Below are 16,639 nucleotides of genomic sequence, written 5' to 3'. Positions count from 1 at the left end.
GTTCGAACGTCAAAGACGCAGGCACCAGGCGTGGTGGAGGTGAACGGGATCGAACCGATGACCCCCCTGCTTGCAAAGCAGGTGCTCTCCCAGCTGAGCTACACCCCCATCGAAGCGCGATGCTTTCGGGTGGTGGGTCTGGTTGGATTCGAACCAACGACCCCCGCCTTATCAAGACGGTGCTCTAACCGACTGAGCTACAGACCCTTGATGCCTGTCGTCAACGTACAGCCGATAAGTGTGGGCGCCCAAGACTCGCGACCCATGTGGACTCAGCTCTCAAGCAGCGCTGCAAGCAGCGTCGCTTCGGCTTCGTCATTTCCAGAAAGGAGGTGATCCAGCCGCACCTTCCGATACGGCTACCTTGTTACGACTTCACCCCAGTCACGAACCCTGCCGTGGTAATCGCCCTCCTTGCGGTTAGGCTAACTACTTCTGGCAGAACCCGCTCCCATGGTGTGACGGGCGGTGTGTACAAGACCCGGGAACGTATTCACCGCGACATTCTGATCCGCGATTACTAGCGATTCCGACTTCACGCAGTCGAGTTGCAGACTGCGATCCGGACTACGACCGGTTTTCTGGGATTAGCTCCCCCTCGCGGGTTGGCAGCCCTCTGTACCGGCCATTGTATGACGTGTGTAGCCCTACCCATAAGGGCCATGAGGACCTGACGTCATCCCCACCTTCCTCCGGTTTGTCACCGGCAGTCTCATTAGAGTGCCCTTTCGTAGCAACTAATGACAAGGGTTGCGCTCGTTGCGGGACTTAACCCAACATCTCACGACACGAGCTGACGACGGCCATGCAGCACCTGTGTTCTGGCTCTCTTTCGAGCACTCTCGCATCTCTGCAAGATTCCAGACATGTCAAGGGTAGGTAAGGTTTTTCGCGTTGCATCGAATTAAACCACATCATCCACCGCTTGTGCGGGTCCCCGTCAATTCCTTTGAGTTTCAACCTTGCGGCCGTACTCCCCAGGCGGTCAACTTCACGCGTTAGCTTCGTTACTGAACAGCAAGCCGTCCAACAACCAGTTGACATCGTTTAGGGCGTGGACTACCAGGGTATCTAATCCTGTTTGCTCCCCACGCTTTCGTGCATGAGCGTCAGTGCAGGCCCAGGGGATTGCCTTCGCCATCGGTGTTCCTCCGCATATCTACGCATTTCACTGCTACACGCGGAATTCCATCCCCCTCTGCCACACTCCAGCCGTGCAGTCACAAGTGCAGTTCCCAGGTTAAGCCCGGGGATTTCACACCTGTCTTGCACAACCGCCTGCGCACGCTTTACGCCCAGTAATTCCGATTAACGCTTGCACCCTACGTATTACCGCGGCTGCTGGCACGTAGTTAGCCGGTGCTTATTCTTCAGGTACCGTCATCCCTTCAGAGTATTAGCCCAAAGGATTTCTTCCCTGACAAAAGCGGTTTACAACCCGAAGGCCTTCTTCCCGCACGCGGCATGGCTGGATCAGGCTTGCGCCCATTGTCCAAAATTCCCCACTGCTGCCTCCCGTAGGAGTCTGGGCCGTGTCTCAGTCCCAGTGTGGCTGGTCGTCCTCTCAGACCAGCTACAGATCGCAGGCTTGGTAGGCCTTTACCCCACCAACTACCTAATCTGACATCGGCCGCTCCAATAGCGCGAGGCCTTGCGGTCCCCCGCTTTCACCCGTAGGTCGTATGCGGTATTAATCCGGCTTTCGCCGGGCTATCCCCCACTACTGGGCACGTTCCGATGTATTACTCACCCGTTCGCCACTCGTCGCCAGGTTGCCCCGCGTTACCGTTCGACTTGCATGTGTAAGGCATGCCGCCAGCGTTCAATCTGAGCCAGGATCAAACTCTTCAGTTCGATCTGCTGTTTTCACTCAAGGAATCGAAGTGAACTTCACTTCTGTTTCCATGAGCGTTCGAAGCGCCAGAAGTCCGAAAACTTCCAACCCCTCAGGCTTTGCAGCCTTCGGGTCACTCGCCTCAAACGCCCACGCTTATCGGCTGTATGTTTTTAAAGAACTGCTTGCTCGGACCCGCAGCCTAAGGCCGCTTTGTCTTTCACAAGAGACGCTGCGTTTTCAGCAGCGAAGCCCGCTATTGTGGACCGAATCGGAAACCATGTCAACCAGTCGGTCTTCACGATCACCCGCCCCATCCGCCAGCCACCCTTTCAGGCAAACCCGCCCAGCAGGCGCGCCAAACACCGCAACACGGCATCTGGCATCACTCCCCTCATCCCCCGACAAACGTCAGGCGTGAAGAGCGAAGTCCATGACTATAGCAGGAAGCAGGCAGGGGCAGCAAGTGCGCTGATGCCGAACGGGAGGAGGTACCCGGCCAGCAGCACCACGCCGCCGACGGTCTCGTCTCCCGTTCCGTCCAGGCGGGGCGGCCCTTGGACCCGACGCTAAGCAGCCGCTTCCAACGGCACCAGCGCCAGCCGCCACGCCTGCTCGGGTTCGTCCGATGCCAGGACCTGCGAGAGGCAAGTGCGCAGCCGCCGGGTATCCGCCCGCAGGACGCGTTGCTTGACGGCGGCGATCTGCGACGGATGCATGGAGAAGCTGCGCAGACCCATCGAGAGCAGCAATTCGGTGAACGCGGGGTCGCCCGCCATCTCGCCACACACGCTGACCGGCTTGCCGGCTCGTGCCGCCTCTTCGATCGCCCGGGCGAGCAACTGCAGCACCGCGGGGTGCCACGGGTCGTACAGGTGCGCCACGGCCTCGTCGGCCCGGTCGATGGCAAGCGTGTATTGGATGAGGTCGTTGGTGCCGATGGAGACGAAGTCGAAGTGCTGCAAGAACAGCGGCAGCACCAGGGCGGCCGCGGGCACCTCCACCATGGCCCCGACCATCACGTCGCCCGCAGGTTGTCCGCTCAGGACCAGCGCCTGCCTGGCACGGGCCACCGCCGCCAGCGCCGCTTTCGCTTCGCCGAGGTGCGCGACCATGGGGATCAGCAGCCGCACCGGCCCGTGGGCCGCGGCCCGGAGGATGGCGCGCAGCTGCTGCATGAACATCTCGGGCTCGGACAGGCTCCAGCGGATGGCGCGCCGGCCCAATGCCGGGTTGAGGGCATGCTCGTGCCGCAGCTCCTGCAGCGACATGCGCTCCAACGGCTTGTCCGCACCGACGTCGACTGTCCGAATGGTGACGGGCAGCCCCTTCATCGCCAGCACCGCGTCACGGTAGGCGGCGTACTGTTCGTCCTCGTCGGGCAGGTGGCCGTTGCGATTCATGAACAGGAATTCGCTGCGGAACAGGCCGACACCCACCGCGCCCGCCGCCAGCGCGGCCGGTGCATCGGTGGGCAGCTCGATGTTCGCCATCAGTTCGACGACCTGCCCGTCCAGGGTGACCGCCGGCGTGTGGCGCAGCCGATCCAGTCGCGCCCGCTCCAGGTCGCTCTGCCGCTGGCGGAACCGGTATTCCTCCAACACGATGGGCGAGGGATCGACGATGACGACGCCGGCATCACCGTCGATCACGACCCAGTCGTCCTGACGGATGAGCCGGCTCGCCTCCCGCGCGCCGACCACCGCCGGAATGTCCATGCTGCGCGCGACGATGGCGGTGTGCGACGTGCGACCGCCCACGTCCGTGATGAACCCGGTGAACACGCTGCCCTTGAACTGCAGCATGTCGGCCGGGGCGATGTCGTTGGCCACCAGCACCAGCGGGTCCTCACCGGCGAAGTCGCGTGGATGGGCCGTCGTCGCCACCAGCGAGCCGGCGCCACGCGACAGGGCACGCAGCAGCCGCTCCACCACCTGCTCCACGTCCGCCTTGCGTTCGCGCAGGTAGTCGTCCTCCATCTCGTCGAACTGGCGGGCCACCACCTCCAGCTGGGCCGCCAGCGCCCATTCCGCGTTGTAGTGGCGCTCGACGATCCACAGCTTGGTGGCGTCCGCCAGCAGCTCGTCGTGCAGCAGCATGATGTGCACGTCCAGCAGCGCGGACAGCTCGGCGGGCGCATCGGCGGGCAGCTCGCGCTGCAGCGCGGTCAGTTCCCCCGCGACGACGTCGCGGGCGTGCCGGAGACGGCCGATCTCGTGCTCGACCTGGGTCGCCTCGACGAAGTAGTGCGCGACATCGATCGGACTCGACGCCACCAGCACCGCGCGCCCGATGGCGACGCCACGGGAAACCGGTAGACCGAAGACCTGCAGACTCATGCAGGCCAATTTAGCAGTGCAGGGTGACCGGCGGCAGGCGGGTTGACCGCAGGCCCATCGGCTACTCGCCCTCGCCGAACTTGTCCTCGATCAACGCCACCAGCGCGTCCATGGCCGCCTGCTCGTCGACGCCCTCGGTTTCCAGCACCACCTCGCTGCCCAGACCCGCCGCCAGCATCATCACCCCCATGATGCTTTTGGCATTCACCCGCCGCCCCGCGCGGCTCATGAAGACCTCGCAGCGGAAGCTGCCGGCCAGCTTGGTGAGCTTGGCCGAGGCGCGGGCATGAAGGCCGAGCTTATTGCTGATGCTGATGGTTCGACGGATCATGGATCGATGGCTTCTGCGCCTGGTTCTGCGGCCGCACCACTGCGACCTGCATCACGCCCTGCGTGGCACCGGCGATGGCACGGGTGACCACCGCGTCCAACGGCTCACCGGCGTAGCACAGCGCGCGCCAGAGCATCGGCACGTTGACGCCGGTGACCACCTTCACCCGCTGGCCGTCCGCCAGGCGCTGCGCCACGTTGCTCGGCGTGGCACCGAACACGTCGGTGAGGATCAACACCTCGTGCGGTGCCAGGCGTCGCAGCGCCTCCTGGCCCGCCGCCTCGACGGCCTCCGGCGACATGTCCGGGCGGACGTCCACCGCCTGCAGCAGGTACTGCGCCTCGGGATAGGCATGGCAGGCCACCTCGCGCAGCGAGCTCGCCAGGGGCGCATGGGCAAGAAGGAGAAGGCCGGTCATGGAAAGGGGCGAGCCCATTATGTGGGGCCGTCACCCCGGGTTGGCCGTCAGGGTCGTCGGCCCAGGCCGATGCCCGAGAAGAACCCGTCGACGCCCTGCTCCGACAACTGCGTGCCGAAGACCGTCGCCTGGTAGACCGTGCCGCCGGCGCGAAACGTGAGCAGCTGCTGGCGGACCGCCACGCCATCGGGTGTCCGCCCGGACAGCTGAAGCCGCTGCGCCGCTGCGCCGTTCAGGCCGGCCGGCGTTTCGGCAGACACCACCGGCTCGCCAGCCTGAAGCGTCCGCGCCGCCGCCCGGTGCAGCACCGCCTCGGCCCGCTGCGCCCGAGCAGGGTCGCCGGCGTCCAGTCGGCTCAAGGCATAGTGGCTGCCCCCCGGCCTCGCAGACCCACACGGTCATCGGCAGGCCCTGGCCTTCCAGCGCCACCGTCCGACTTTCAGTGGTCGGCCGGCAGGGGAAGAGCACGACAAGCCCGCTGCCGTCGGGGCGCAGCTCCCGCCAGTTCAGGGTGGGCGAGCAACCGGTCAGGGCCGCGAGCAGGCCGAGCATGGCCGCGGTGAGCGAGGGGCAGGGGCGCACCGGAGGATTATCGGCAGTGGCCCAACGCGACCGACGGGCCACCGGTCATCGCCGCCGGGCGGCCCGGCACGCGCAGTGCCGGACGAACCCCGGGTGCGCCCCTCGCCCGTGAGCCGCCGCACCCGTCAGACGTCGGGCCACCGTGCGGTTGTGCCGCTTCAGGCGCCTGGGCAACGGCCTCCCCGGGGTCACGGGATGGACCGGGGCGGGTCGCCACTTCGACCATCGCCTCCACTTCGGTTACATCAGGAAACGTTCGCTCTCACCAGCGCCATGGACATGTCCGAGTTCGACGCCACGGATCTCGACGACGCTGACGATCAAGGCGCGAAACGCCTTGGCGACGGCTCGCGCCGCGGCATGGACGGGCATTGGCACGAGCTGCTGACCCAGGTCGGCCGCGAGATCGCCTCGCCCCTCACGTCCGCACTGGACCGCCTGCAGGCCCTGACCGCCACCGGCCGCATCGACCGCCAGAACCTGCGTGCCCTTCGCGAGGAGGTGGAGAGCGCACGGCGGGCCGGCATCGCCGGCCAGCAGCTGGCGCGCTTCGCGTCGGGACGGGTGCGCCAGGCGCCCGAGCGGCTGCCGCTGGGCCGGTTGTTGGGCGAGCTGGTGCAGCAACGACGCGCCGACCTGCAGGCCAGGGGCGTGGTCGTGCGCCCGTCGCTCAAGGACGTGGACGTCGTCACCGACCCCGCCCTGCTGTTCGGACTGTGCAACGCGCTGCTCGACTGGGGCGGCGAATGCGCGCGCAACGCCATCGACCTGCGGGTGTCGCTCAAGGCCTGGCCGGTGCAGGCCCAGCTCACCTGCCGCTTCGCCTGGCGCAGCGCCGACGACGACGCCCTGCCGGTCGACCCCGCGGTGCTCGACAGCCTGAACTGGCGGTTGGTGCAGCACATGGCATGGGCCATGGGCCTGCTGGTCGACCGCGACGACACCGGCATCGAGACCATCGCCACGCTGCAGTTTCCGCGGGCGCTGCGGGACGACGTCGACGCCGACGATGGCCTTGCCGCCGCCTCGCCCCCGCCGTCGGCCGAGGCGGCGCCGTCCACCCTCAGCTCGCGGCCGCTGGCGGGCAGCGTGGTGCTCACCATTGCGCGCGACGCCGCCCTGCAGGCCGCGGTCCGCGAGGCCGTGGCCCACATGGGACTGCTGCTCGACTTCGCCGACGACGCCGGCGAGGCTCGCCGCTACTGCGCCGAGGGACCGCCGCATGCCGTGGTCTACCTCGCGCCGGTCTCGCCCGAGGAAGCCGAGGACATCGAGGACCTGCGCCAGTCGCTGCGCGCCCACATGCCCGACCTGCCCTTCATCGAGCTCGCGCCGGACATGGACGGCATCGACCTGGCGCACGTCGCCGGTCAGCCGGTCACCCGCGTGGGGCTGACGTCGCTGCGCGGGGGTCTGCCGTCGGCGCTGATCCTGGAGCTGTCGCGCGCCACATAGGGCCGCGGGGCCGGGCGTGCCGGCCGATGCCCCGCATCGACCCGCGCCGCAGCGGGCGTCCTACACTCCCGCCTGGCCCGGCGTGGCCGCCCAACGCCTACCCGCACCCGGAACGCGCCCGATGAAACCGCTCCTCACCCGCCCCTTGCCCCTGCTCGTCGCCGCCGTGCTGCTGGCCGTGGCCGGTTGGCTGGGTTGGCAGACCCTGGCCGCCCGAGAGCCGCTGCCCGAGGTGGCCTACACCCGCTTGGACGGCAGCCGCAGCGGCACGGCCGACCTCAAGGGCCAGGTGCTGCTGATCAACTTCTGGGCGACCAGCTGCACCACCTGCGTGGCCGAGATGCCGCAGATGGTCGCCACCCACCGGCGCTTCGAGGGCCGCGGCCTGCAGACGCTGGCGGTGGCCATGCAGTACGACCCGCCGGCCTACGTCGCCCGCTTCGCCGAGACCCGCAAGCTGCCCTTCCAAGTCGCGATCGACAACACCGGCGAGATCGCCAAGCGCTTCGGCGACGTGCAGCTCACGCCCACCACCTTCGTCGTCAACCGTCGCGGCGAGATCGTCAAGCGCTACGTCGGCCAGCCCGACTTCGCCTCGCTGCACGCACTGCTCGACAGCCTGCTCGCCGAACCGGCTTGATGGCGGCCGCCCCCGCTCCGGTGTCGCTGGGCACGCCGCTGTCGTCGGCCGCCACCCGCGTCCTGCTGCTGGGCGCCGGCGAACTCGGCAAGGAGGTGCTGATCGCGCTGCAGCGCCTGGGCGTGGAGACCCTCGCGGTCGACCGCTACGACCATGCGCCCGGCCACCAGGTGGCGCACCACGCGCACACCATCGCCATGAACCACCCCGCCGCGCTGGAAGCCCTGCTGCGCCGGGAGCGGCCGGCGCTGGTGGTGCCCGAGATCGAGGCCATCGCCACGCCGGTGCTGCAGGCGCTGGAGGCCGAGGGGCTGCTGCGCGTGGTGCCCACCGCCCGCGCGGTGCGCCTGACCATGGACCGCGAAGGCATCCGCCGGCTCGCCGCCGAAACGCTCGGCCTGCCGACCAGCCCCTACCGCTTCGCCTCGTCGCTGGACGAACTGCGGGGCGCGGCCGAGGCCATCGGCTTCCCCTGCATCGTCAAGCCGGTGATGAGCAGCTCCGGCAAGGGCCAGAGCTGGGTCGATTCACCGGCGGACGTCCACGCGGCGTGGGACGCCGCCATGGCCGGCGGCCGCGTGAGCCACGGTCGGGTGATCTGCGAGGGCGTGATCCGCTTCGACTTCGAGATCACGCTGCTCACCGTGCGGGCGCTGGGGGCCGACGGCCAGGTCGAGACCCGCTTCTGCGAAGCCATCGGGCACAAACAGGTGGCCGGCGACTATGTCGAAAGCTGGCAGCCGCAGCCGATGTCCGCCGCGGCGCTGCAGAAGGCGCGCGACATCGCGCTGGCCGTGACCGCCGACCTGGGTGGCCTGGGCCTGTTCGGCGTCGAACTCTTCGTGCAGGGCGACGAGGTCTGGTTCAGCGAAGTCAGCCCGCGCCCGCACGACACCGGCCTGGTGACGCTGGTCACGCAGTGGCAGAACGAGTTCGAACTGCACGCCCGCGCACTGCTCGGCCTGCCGGTGGACACGTCGATGAAGAGCCCCGGCGCCAGCGCCGTGGTCTATGGCGGGGTGGATGCCGGCGCGCTGGTCTTCGACGGCGTGGCCGACGCGCTGCGGGTGCCGGGCACCGAGCTGCGCCTGTTCGGCAAGCCGGAGAGCTTCGTCAAGCGCCGCATGGGGGTGGCGCTGGCGCACGACGAGGACCTGGCGACCGCCCGCTCGCGCGCCAAGGAAGCGGCCGGCCGCGTCCGACCGCGGCCGGCTTGACGCCTCCCGTCGGCCACCGCCGACTCAGTGCATGCGCACCTGGCCGCGGTCGCCCATGTCGGTGGGCGGATGGCCGGTGACGGCGGCCTTCGCCATCTTGAACAGCTGCACCACCTTGCTCTGCTTCACGTCCCAGTAGTCGGCATGGGTGATGCGCACCCGCACCAGCGCCACGTCGGGGTCGTCCGGGCCGTTGGGGAACCAGGCCTCGTTCATCGAGGACCACAACGCCTTGCGTTGCTGTGCGTCCTCCACCGGCTCCGCCACGCCTGACACCGAGACGTAGCTGTCGCTGCCCGGGTCGGCGTAGCCCACGTTGACCTGCGGCTCGCGCTGCAGGTCCGCGAACGGCTCGCTGCTGCGCGACATGAAGAACCACAGGCTGTCGTCGGTGTCGCCGCGGCGGTTCTGCGTCGTCATCGGCCGCGAGTGCAGGTGGCCATTTTCGTGGCGCGTGGTGAACATGCCGAAGCGCATGTCCTTGATCAGCTTCCACAGGCGGTCGGTGTCGTGCGCCTCGTGGGCGGCGTCGTGGTCGTGGTGCATCGGGGAGCTCCAGAATGAATGGGCTCGAAAGCCCGGTCCCCCCCGGGGCGGCAAGCCCCGTTCCTGTCGGGATGCGCTGACGACTCGGCGCCCTGGCTACTCGACGGTCACGCTCTTGGCCAGGTTGCGCGGCTTGTCCACGTCCGTGCCCCGCGCCACGGCGGTGTGGTAGGCCAGCAGCTGCAGCGGCACCACGTGCAGGATGGGCGACAGCGCACCGTAGTGCTCTGGCATGCGGATCACGTGCAGGCCGGGTTCGCTGTCGATGCGGGTGTCGTTGTCGGCGAAGACGAACAGCTCGCCGCCGCGGGCCCGCACCTCCTGCATGTTGCTCTTGAGCTTCTCCAGCAGCTGGTCGTTGGGCGCCACGGTGACCACCGGCATGGCGGCGGTCACCAGCGCCAGCGGGCCGTGCTTCAGCTCGCCGGCCGGGTAGGCCTCGGCGTGGATGTAGCTGATCTCCTTGAGCTTGAGCGCCCCTTCCAGCGCCACCGGGTAGTGCAGGCCGCGGCCGAGGAAGAGCGCATGGTCCTTGGCCGCGAACTCCTCGCTCCAGGCGATGACCTGCGGCTCCAGCGCGAGCACCGCCTGCACCGCCACCGGCAGGTGGCGCAGGTCCTTGAGGTGGCGCGATTCGTCGCCGGCGCTGAGCCGGCCGCGGCCCTTGGCCAGCGTCAGCGCCAGCAGGAACAGGCCGACCAGCTGGGTGGTGAAGGCCTTGGTGGAGGCGACGCCGATCTCGACCCCGGCCCGCGTCAGGAAGGCCAGCCGGCATTCGCGCACCATGGCGCTGGTCGGCACGTTGCACACGGTCAGCGTGTGGGGCATGCCCAGCGACTGCGCGTGCTTCAGCGCCGCCAGCGTGTCCGCCGTCTCGCCGCTCTGGCTGATGGTGACGACCAGCGTGCGCGGGTGCGGCACGCTGTCGCGGTAGCGGTACTCGCTGGCGATCTCGACGCTGGTCGGGATGCCGGCGATCGACTCCAGCCATTGCCGGGCCACCAGGCCGGCATAGGCGCTGGTGCCGCAGGCCAGCACCAGCACCCGGTCGATGTCGGCGAACACCGCCGCGGCGCCTTCGCCGAACAGCTCCGGCGTGACCTCGGTGATCTCGTCCAGCGTGTCGCCGATGGCGCGCGGCTGCTCGAAGATCTCCTTCTGCATGTAGTGGCGGTAGGGCCCGAGCTCGGCCGCGCCGCTGTGGGCCTGCACGGTGCGCACCGGGCGCTGCACCGTCCGCCAGCCGCTGCCGTCGTGCGCGGTGACGCGGGCGGCATCACGCTGCACGTCGACCACGTCGCCCTCTTCCAGGTAGACGATCTGGTCGGTCACGCCGGCCAGCGCCATGGCGTCGGAGGCCAGGTAGTTCGCGCCCTGGCCCAAGCCCAGCACCAACGGCGAGCCCTTGCGCGCGCCGACCACGCGCTGCGGCTCGTCCTTGGCGAACACCGCGATGGCGTAGGCGCCGCGCAGCCGGCGCACCGCCCGCTGCACCGCGTCCAGCAGGTCGCCGTCGTAGAGCTGGTCGACCAGGTGCGCCAGCACCTCGGTGTCGGTCTGGCTTTCGAAGGTGTAGCCGCGGGCCTTCAGCTCGGCGCGCAACTCGTCGTGGTTCTCGATGATGCCGTTGTGGACCAGCGCGATGCGGCCGTTGGAGAAGTGCGGGTGCGCGTTGTGCACCGCCGGTGCGCCGTGGGTGGCCCAGCGGGTGTGCGCAATGCCGGTGCCGCTGGCCAGGTGCTCGTCGGCCACCGCCTGCTGCAGCTCGGCCACGCGGGCGGTGCTGCGGGCGCGCCTGAGCCCGCCGTCCTGGTGCACCGCCACGCCGCAGGAGTCGTAGCCGCGGTACTCCAGCCGCTTCAACCCCTCGACGAGGATGGGGACGATGTTGCTCGGGCCGACGGCGCCGACGATGCCGCACATGGTGTGCCTTCCCTCGGTTCGGAAATGTCAGATCGTAAGCCCCCGCCCGGCGGGCGCAGGCCGCGAAAAGCTCAGAGAAAGCGCTCCAGCAACCGCCGCGAGGGCCGGTCGAGCGCAAAGCGGTCGGTCACCGAGAACAGCACCCCGCTGCCGGCGCTGATCAGCAGCGCGCCGCCGGGCAGCCGGCGGATGTCCTCTTCGGCCTTGAGCTGGAAGTCGGTCGGCCCGCGGTCGGTCTCCACCGTCCAGGTGCAGGGCGTGATGAAGCTGCTCACCGCCACCAGACGCTCGATGCGCGGGATGAACTCGCGCGGGGCGAGCTCCTCCTCCAGCAGCCGGCGCTGCCCGGCGTCGAGCTCCGCGAGGCGGTGGACCCAGGCCACCTCGCGGCCCTCGGCGCTGACCAGCGACAGGCCCTCCTCCGGCGCCGCCAGCGGGAAGGCCCGCACCGGCACCACCCCCTCGTGGCGGGTGCCGTCGGGCAGCGTCAGCACCAGCCGGCCGAGGGCGTTGCGGTGCAGCGTCAGCGCGGCGGTCATGGCGTGTTCTCCATCGCCTCGGCGGCGCCGTGAGGCCGGGGCGCCGGTGCCAGCGGCGGGGCGGCGGGTGCGTCGGCGTCCACCCGCGCGTCGACGCCGTCGTCCTGTGTCTCCGCGGTGCGGGCCTGCGCCTCGTACAGCCGCCAGTAGGCGCCGCGGCGGGCCATCAGCTCGTCGTGCGGGCCCACCTCGACGATGCGGCCGCGGTCCATCACCACCAGGCGGTCGGCCTTGCGCAGCGTGGACAGCCGGTGGGCGATGGCGATGGTGGTGCGGCCCTGCACCAGGTTGTCCAGCGCCTTCTGGATCTCCTGCTCGGTCTCGGTGTCCACCGCGGAGGTGGCCTCGTCGAGGATGAGGATGCGCGGGTCGATGAGCAGCGCGCGGGCGATGCTGATGCGCTGGCGCTCGCCGCCGGACAGGCCCTGGCCGCGCTCGCCGACCAGCGAGTCGTAGCCCTGCGGCAGCCGCAGGATGAACTCGTGCGCATGCGCGGCGCGGGCTGCGGCCACGATCTGCTCGCGGGTGGCGTCGGGCCGGCCGTAGGCGATGTTCTCGGCGATGGTGCCGAAAAAGAGGAAGGGCTCCTGCAGCACCAGGCCGATGTGGCGGCGGTAGTCCGCCACCGCGAAGCGGCGCACGTCCACGCCGTCGAGCTGCAGGGCGCCGTCGGTGGGGTCGTAGAAGCGGCAGATCAGGTTGACCAGGGTGCTCTTGCCCGAGCCGCTGTGCCCGACCAGGCCGACCATCTCGCCGGGCCGGATCTCCAGGTCCAACCCGCGGATGACGGTGCGGCTGCCGTAGCGGAAGCCCAGGCCCTTCAGGCTCAAGGCGCCCTCGACCCGCGCCACCTTCACCGGCTGCGCCGGGTCGGGCACGCTGCTCTGGTGGTCGAGGATGTCGAAGATGCGCTTGGCCCCGGCCGCCGCCTTCTGCGTCACCGAGACGATGCGGCTCATCGAGTCCAGCCGGCCGTAGAAGCGGCCGATGTAGGCGATGAACGCCGTCAGCACGCCGACGGTGATCTGCCGCTGCGACACCTGCCAGATGCCGAAGCCCCACACCACCAGCAGGCCCAGTTCGGTGAGCATGGACACCGTGGGCGTGAACAGGCTCCAGGTGCGGTTGAGCCGGTCGTTGACCTGCAGGTTGTGGACGTTGGCCTCCTTGAAGCGCTGCGACTCGCGCGCCTCCTGGGCGAAGGCCTTGACCACCCGGATGCCGGGAATGGTGTCGGCCAGCACGTTGGTCACCTCGCCCCACACCCGGTCGATGCGCTCGAAGCCGGTGCGCAGCCGCTCGCGCACGGTGTGGATCATCCAGCCGATGAAGGGCAGCGGCAGCAGCGTGACCAGCGCCAGCCAGGGGTTGATGGAGAACAGGATGACGGCGGTCATGCCGATCATCAGCACGTCGGTGGCGAAGTCCAGCGCGTGCAGCGACAGGAAGACGTTGATGCGGTCGGTCTCCGAGCCGATGCGCGCGATCAGGTCGCCGGTGCGTTTGCCGCCGAAGTAGTCGAGCGAGAGCTTGAGCAGGTGGTCGTAGGTGGCGGTGCGCAGGTCGGCGCCGATGCGTTCTGACACCAGCGCCAGCAGGTAGGTGCGGGCCCAGCTCAACACCCAGGCGAACAGGGCTGCCGCCAGCAGCCCGCCGAGGTACAGCGTCACCTTGCCGCGGTCGATGGCCTGGCCGTTCTGGAACGGGATCAGCACCTCGTCCATCAGCGGCATCGTCAGGTAGGGCGCCACGAGGGTGGCGCCGGTGGAGGCCAGCGTCAGCAGGAAGCCGGTGAGCAGCTGCCATCGGTAGGGCCGGGCGAAGCGCCACAGCCGCAGCAGCACCCAGGTCGACGGCACCGTCACCGGCTCGCGGTCGCAGGCGGGGCAGTCCTCGCTGTCCGGCGGCAGGGCGGCGCCGCAGCGGGCGCACAGGCCCTCGTCGTCCGCCTCGGCTGCCACGCCCGCCGCCCGCGCCTGCTGCACCCGCGCGAAGCGGTCGGCCAGGCGCAGCGCCTGCGCCTGCAGCGCCAGGGTGAAGCGCCAGGTCGCCAGCCGCCGGCCGTCGGAGCACAGCTCCAGGCTGCCGACCCCGGCGTGGTCGCTCAGCTTGAGCTGCAGGCCGGGGACGAGCGCCCATTCCTGCAGCGCAGAACCGTCGGCCTGCCACAGCAGCCGGCGGTCGGTGAGCAGGAGTTCGCCGTGCCCGAAACGCAACCCGGTGGCTTCCCCGAGCAGGTCAACCGACAGCGCGGCCTGGGCGTTCTCGTTCCCAAGCAGGTTCGCTTCCAAGGTCCCGCCGGCCGCCGTGTCCATCCCAAGCGGCGTCGTGATCGGGGTCTTGGGAGGGTGATGTGGCATGGGTTGACGTCGCTTTAAGCCCCCGTACCGGGGTTTTTTGCGGCCGAAGCGGCGAATTCTCGCCGATTTGGTCACGAATGATCGCCGTCCCACCCCACATCGCCGCGAAACGGCAGCGCTTGTGCCCGGGTTGACCGGGCCGGCGCCAAGACACAAGACAACCGCTGGGGACTCCCCGATGAACCCGAAGAACGACATCCAGCTGCTGCGCATCAACTATTTGCGCGGCCCCAACCTCTGGACCTACCGACCGACGCTGGAGGTTTGGCTGGACCTGGGCGAACTGGAAGAGCTGCCCTCCAACAAGCTGCCCGGCCTGAACGACCGGCTGGTGGCCTGGCTGCCGCAGCTGGCGGAGCACCACTGCGGCGTCGGTGAGCCGGGCGGTTTCCTGCAGCGCCTGACCGAAGGCACCTGGGCCGGCCACATCCTCGAGCACGTGGTGATCGAGCTGTTGAACCGTGCCGGCATGCCCACCGGGTTCGGCCAGACCCGCAGCACCACCCGGTACGGCGTCTACCGCATGGTGTTCCGCGCCCGCGACGAGCAGGTGGCCCGTGAGGCGCTGGCCTGCGGCCACGGCCTGCTGATGGCGGCGATCAACGACCTGCCCTTCGACGTCGCCGCGGCCATCGAGCGGGTGCGCGAGAAGGTGGACGGCTGCTACCTCGGCCCCAGCACGCAGAGCATCGTCAACGCGGCCACCGACCGCCGCATCCCGCACATCCGCCTCAACGACGGCAACCTGGTGCAGCTGGGCTACGGCAAGGCGCAGCGCCGCATCTGGACCGCCGAGACCGACAAGACCAGCGCCATCGGCGAGGCCATCGCCGGCGACAAGGCGCTGACCAAGCGCCTGCTCGCCACCTGCGGCGTGCCGGTGCCGGAAGGGCGGCGCGTGGCCTCGGCCGAGGAAGCGTGGGAAGCCGCCCAGGACATCGGCCTGCCGGTGGCGGTGAAGCCGCGCGACGGCAACCACGCCCGCGGCGTCAGCCTCGACCTGCGCGAGCGCGACGACATCGAGGCCGCCTACGAGCTGGCCTATGGCCAGGGCAGCAGCGTGATGGTCGAGCGCTACATCCGCGGCGACGAGCACCGGGTGCTGGTGGTCGGCGGCAAGGTGGTCGCCGCCACCCGCGGCGAATCGGCCTGGATCACCGGCGACGGCCAGTCCACCGTCGAGCAGCTCATCGCCTCCCAGATCAACAGCGACCCGCGCCGCGGCGACACCGAGGACTTCCCGCTCATGCCCATCCGCCTCGACGACCCCGAGACCTCGGTGCGCCACGAGCTGAAGCGCCAGGGCCTGGCCGGCGATGCCGTCGTCGAGTCCGGTCGCCGCGTGCTGGTCATGCGCAACGGCAACCTGTCCATCGACTGCACCGACGAGGTCCACCCCGAGGTCGCGCACCTGGCGGTGCTGGCCGCCAAGGTGGTGGGCCTGGACATCGCCGGCATCGACATGGTCTGCGAGGACATCGGCCGCCCGCTGCACGAACAGGGCGGCGCCATCGTCGAGGTCAACGCCGGCCCCGGCCTGCTGATGCACCTGAAGCCGGCGCAGGGCATGCCCCGGCCGGTGGGGCAGGCCATCGTCGACCACCTCTTCCCGGCACAGGACAGCGGCCGCATCCCCATCGTCGGCATCGCCGGCGCCAAGGGCACCGCCACCGTCGCCCGCCTGGTGGCCTGGCTGGTCCACCTGCACGGCCGCAAGGTCGGCCTGGCCTGCCAGGACGGCCTGTTCCTCGGCAGCCGCAAGGTCGAGCGCGGCCCGAGCAACGACCACGCCAGCGGCGAGCGCCTGCTGATCAACCGCGAGGTGGAGACCGCCGTGCTGGAAGCCGGCGCCCGCTCCATCCTGCGCGACGGCCTGGCCTACGACCGCTGCAGCGTGGGCGTGGTGACCGACCTCGGCGGCGCCGAGCAGCTGGCCGAGTTCGACGTGCACGACACCGAGCAGGTGGCGCGGGTGCTGCGCACCCAGGTCGACGTGGTGCTGCCGGACGGGGTGGCGGTGCTCAACGCCGGTGACGAACGCATCGCGGCCATGGCCCGGCTGTGCGACGGCGAGGTCATCCTCTACGCCGCGGACCCCGCCAACCCGGCGCTGGCCGCCCACCGCGCCGAGGGCGGCCGTGCCGCCTTCATCCGCGGCGAGCGGTTGGTCTTCGCCCAGGGCGCGACCGAGACGCCCTTCGCTTCGCTGTCGGCGCTCGGCCGGCGCCACGGCGCCGCGCGCGCCGCCCAGTGCCGGTTGTCCGTGCTGGCCGGCGTGTCGGCCGCCTGGGCGCTGGGCATCGCGCCCGAGCTGATCGCCATCGGCCTCGAGACCTTCGACCCCACGCTGCCCGAACTGGGCCGCGCCCCGGCCGCGGAAGCCGACGCCCCGGCCGACGCCCTGACCGCCGAAGTCGCCGCCGCCTGAGGCGACCGACCCGCACCGAACGCCACA

Annotated in this window: 12 protein-coding genes, 2 tRNA genes and 1 rRNA gene; 4 read left to right on the top strand and 11 right to left on the bottom strand. The window is 69.6% G+C overall.

Features of this window, described 5'->3' with window-relative positions; translation table 11 throughout:
* Positions 1-31: 31 nt before the first annotated feature.
* The 7 genes from LRS07_RS04085 to LRS07_RS04055 form a co-directional block, all read right to left on the bottom strand.
* Positions 32-108: transfer RNA gene (locus LRS07_RS04085), tRNA-Ala, on the bottom strand.
* Between the two features lie 22 nt (positions 109-130).
* Positions 131-207 (bottom strand) — tRNA-Ile (locus tag LRS07_RS04080).
* 118 nt (positions 208-325) lie between these two features.
* Positions 326-1,854, bottom strand: a 16S ribosomal RNA gene (locus LRS07_RS04075).
* Between the two features lie 549 nt (positions 1,855-2,403).
* Positions 2,404-4,173, bottom strand: a complete 1,770-nt coding sequence (ptsP, locus tag LRS07_RS04070; protein ID WP_260500733.1) for a phosphoenolpyruvate--protein phosphotransferase — start codon at positions 4,171-4,173, stop codon at positions 2,404-2,406.
* Positions 4,174-4,234: 61 nt separating this feature from the next.
* Positions 4,235-4,504, bottom strand: a complete 270-nt coding sequence (locus LRS07_RS04065; protein ID WP_260500732.1) for an HPr family phosphocarrier protein — start codon at positions 4,502-4,504, stop codon at positions 4,235-4,237.
* A complete protein-coding gene (locus LRS07_RS04060) occupies positions 4,473-4,922 on the bottom strand; it encodes a PTS sugar transporter subunit IIA (protein WP_260500731.1) in 450 nt (149 codons plus the stop codon). Before LRS07_RS04060 ends, LRS07_RS04065 begins: the two co-directional genes overlap by 32 nt.
* Positions 4,923-4,969: 47 nt before the next feature.
* Complete coding sequence (locus LRS07_RS04055; protein ID WP_260500730.1) at positions 4,970-5,281, bottom strand: hypothetical protein; 312 nt, start codon at positions 5,279-5,281, stop codon at positions 4,970-4,972.
* Positions 5,282-5,777: 496 nt separating this feature from the next.
* Between LRS07_RS04055 and LRS07_RS04050 the strand changes: the two genes are divergently transcribed.
* The 3 genes from LRS07_RS04050 (at position 5,778) to purT (ending at position 8,816) form a co-directional block, all read left to right on the top strand.
* Positions 5,778-6,959 (top strand): sensor histidine kinase family protein, encoded by a 1,182-nt coding sequence (locus tag LRS07_RS04050; RefSeq protein ID WP_260500729.1) that lies wholly within the window; start codon positions 5,778-5,780, stop codon positions 6,957-6,959.
* Positions 6,960-7,080: 121 nt separating this feature from the next.
* Positions 7,081-7,599, top strand: coding sequence for a TlpA family protein disulfide reductase (locus tag LRS07_RS04045; protein ID WP_260500728.1), 519 nt, complete (start codon positions 7,081-7,083; stop codon positions 7,597-7,599).
* Positions 7,599-8,816 carry a formate-dependent phosphoribosylglycinamide formyltransferase gene (gene purT, locus LRS07_RS04040; RefSeq protein WP_260500727.1) on the top strand — a complete coding sequence of 406 codons (1,218 nt, stop codon included), beginning with the start codon at positions 7,599-7,601 and terminating at the stop codon, positions 8,814-8,816. The genes LRS07_RS04045 and purT overlap by 1 nt, the downstream gene beginning before the upstream one ends.
* Before the next feature lie 24 nt (positions 8,817-8,840).
* Here purT and LRS07_RS04035 read toward each other — a convergent pair whose 3' ends face one another.
* The 4 genes from LRS07_RS04035 to LRS07_RS04020 all read right to left on the bottom strand — a co-directional run bounded on the left by LRS07_RS04035 (position 8,841) and on the right by LRS07_RS04020 (position 14,184).
* Positions 8,841-9,362: a pyridoxamine 5'-phosphate oxidase family protein gene (locus tag LRS07_RS04035; protein WP_260500726.1), complete on the bottom strand. Its 522-nt coding sequence runs from the start codon at positions 9,360-9,362 to the stop codon at positions 8,841-8,843.
* 96 nt (positions 9,363-9,458) lie between these two features.
* On the bottom strand, positions 9,459-11,285 hold the full coding sequence (gene glmS / locus LRS07_RS04030) for a glutamine--fructose-6-phosphate transaminase (isomerizing) (RefSeq protein WP_260500725.1): 1,827 nt from the start codon (positions 11,283-11,285) through the stop codon (positions 9,459-9,461).
* 71 nt (positions 11,286-11,356) lie between these two features.
* Entirely contained in the window at positions 11,357-11,824 is a 468-nt protein-coding gene (locus LRS07_RS04025) for a cyanophycin metabolism-associated DUF1854 family protein (RefSeq protein WP_260500724.1), read from the bottom strand.
* Positions 11,821-14,184 (bottom strand): cyanophycin metabolism-associated ABC transporter, encoded by a 2,364-nt coding sequence (locus LRS07_RS04020; RefSeq protein WP_409450592.1) that lies wholly within the window; start codon positions 14,182-14,184, stop codon positions 11,821-11,823. The genes LRS07_RS04025 and LRS07_RS04020 overlap by 4 nt, the downstream gene beginning before the upstream one ends.
* Before the next feature lie 178 nt (positions 14,185-14,362).
* On the opposite strand from LRS07_RS04020, the gene LRS07_RS04015 reads away from it, so the two are divergent.
* Complete coding sequence (locus tag LRS07_RS04015; RefSeq protein ID WP_260500722.1) at positions 14,363-16,612, top strand: cyanophycin synthetase; 2,250 nt, start codon at positions 14,363-14,365, stop codon at positions 16,610-16,612.
* Positions 16,613-16,639 lie beyond the last annotated feature (27 nt).

The sequence above is a fragment of the Aquabacterium sp. J223 genome (genome assembly GCF_024666615.1).
Classification (GTDB): Bacteria; Pseudomonadota; Gammaproteobacteria; order Burkholderiales; family Burkholderiaceae_C; genus J223.
Note: the sequence above shows the minus strand (reverse complement) of the source record. Positions and strands in the feature narration are given on the sequence as shown.

Excerpts from the sequence above, each read along its gene's own strand:
- LRS07_RS04060 (WP_260500731.1), bottom strand. The coding sequence starts at position 4,922 with ATGACCGGCCTTCTCCTTCTTGCCCATGCGCCCCTGGCGAGCTCGCTG.
- LRS07_RS04045 (WP_260500728.1), top strand. The coding sequence starts at position 7,081 with ATGAAACCGCTCCTCACCCGCCCCTTGCCCCTGCTCGTCGCCGCCGTG.
- LRS07_RS04065 (WP_260500732.1), bottom strand. The coding sequence starts at position 4,504 with ATGATCCGTCGAACCATCAGCATCAGCAATAAGCTCGGCCTTCATGCC.
- LRS07_RS04050 (WP_260500729.1), top strand. The coding sequence starts at position 5,778 with ATGGACATGTCCGAGTTCGACGCCACGGATCTCGACGACGCTGACGAT.
- LRS07_RS04015 (WP_260500722.1), top strand. The coding sequence starts at position 14,363 with ATGAACCCGAAGAACGACATCCAGCTGCTGCGCATCAACTATTTGCGC.
- glmS (WP_260500725.1), bottom strand. The coding sequence starts at position 11,285 with ATGTGCGGCATCGTCGGCGCCGTCGGCCCGAGCAACATCGTCCCCATC.
- ptsP (WP_260500733.1), bottom strand. The coding sequence starts at position 4,173 with ATGAGTCTGCAGGTCTTCGGTCTACCGGTTTCCCGTGGCGTCGCCATC.
- LRS07_RS04035 (WP_260500726.1), bottom strand. The coding sequence starts at position 9,362 with ATGCACCACGACCACGACGCCGCCCACGAGGCGCACGACACCGACCGC.
- purT (WP_260500727.1), top strand. The coding sequence starts at position 7,599 with ATGGCGGCCGCCCCCGCTCCGGTGTCGCTGGGCACGCCGCTGTCGTCG.
- LRS07_RS04025 (WP_260500724.1), bottom strand. The coding sequence starts at position 11,824 with ATGACCGCCGCGCTGACGCTGCACCGCAACGCCCTCGGCCGGCTGGTG.
- LRS07_RS04020 (WP_409450592.1), bottom strand. The coding sequence starts at position 14,184 with ATGCCACATCACCCTCCCAAGACCCCGATCACGACGCCGCTTGGGATG.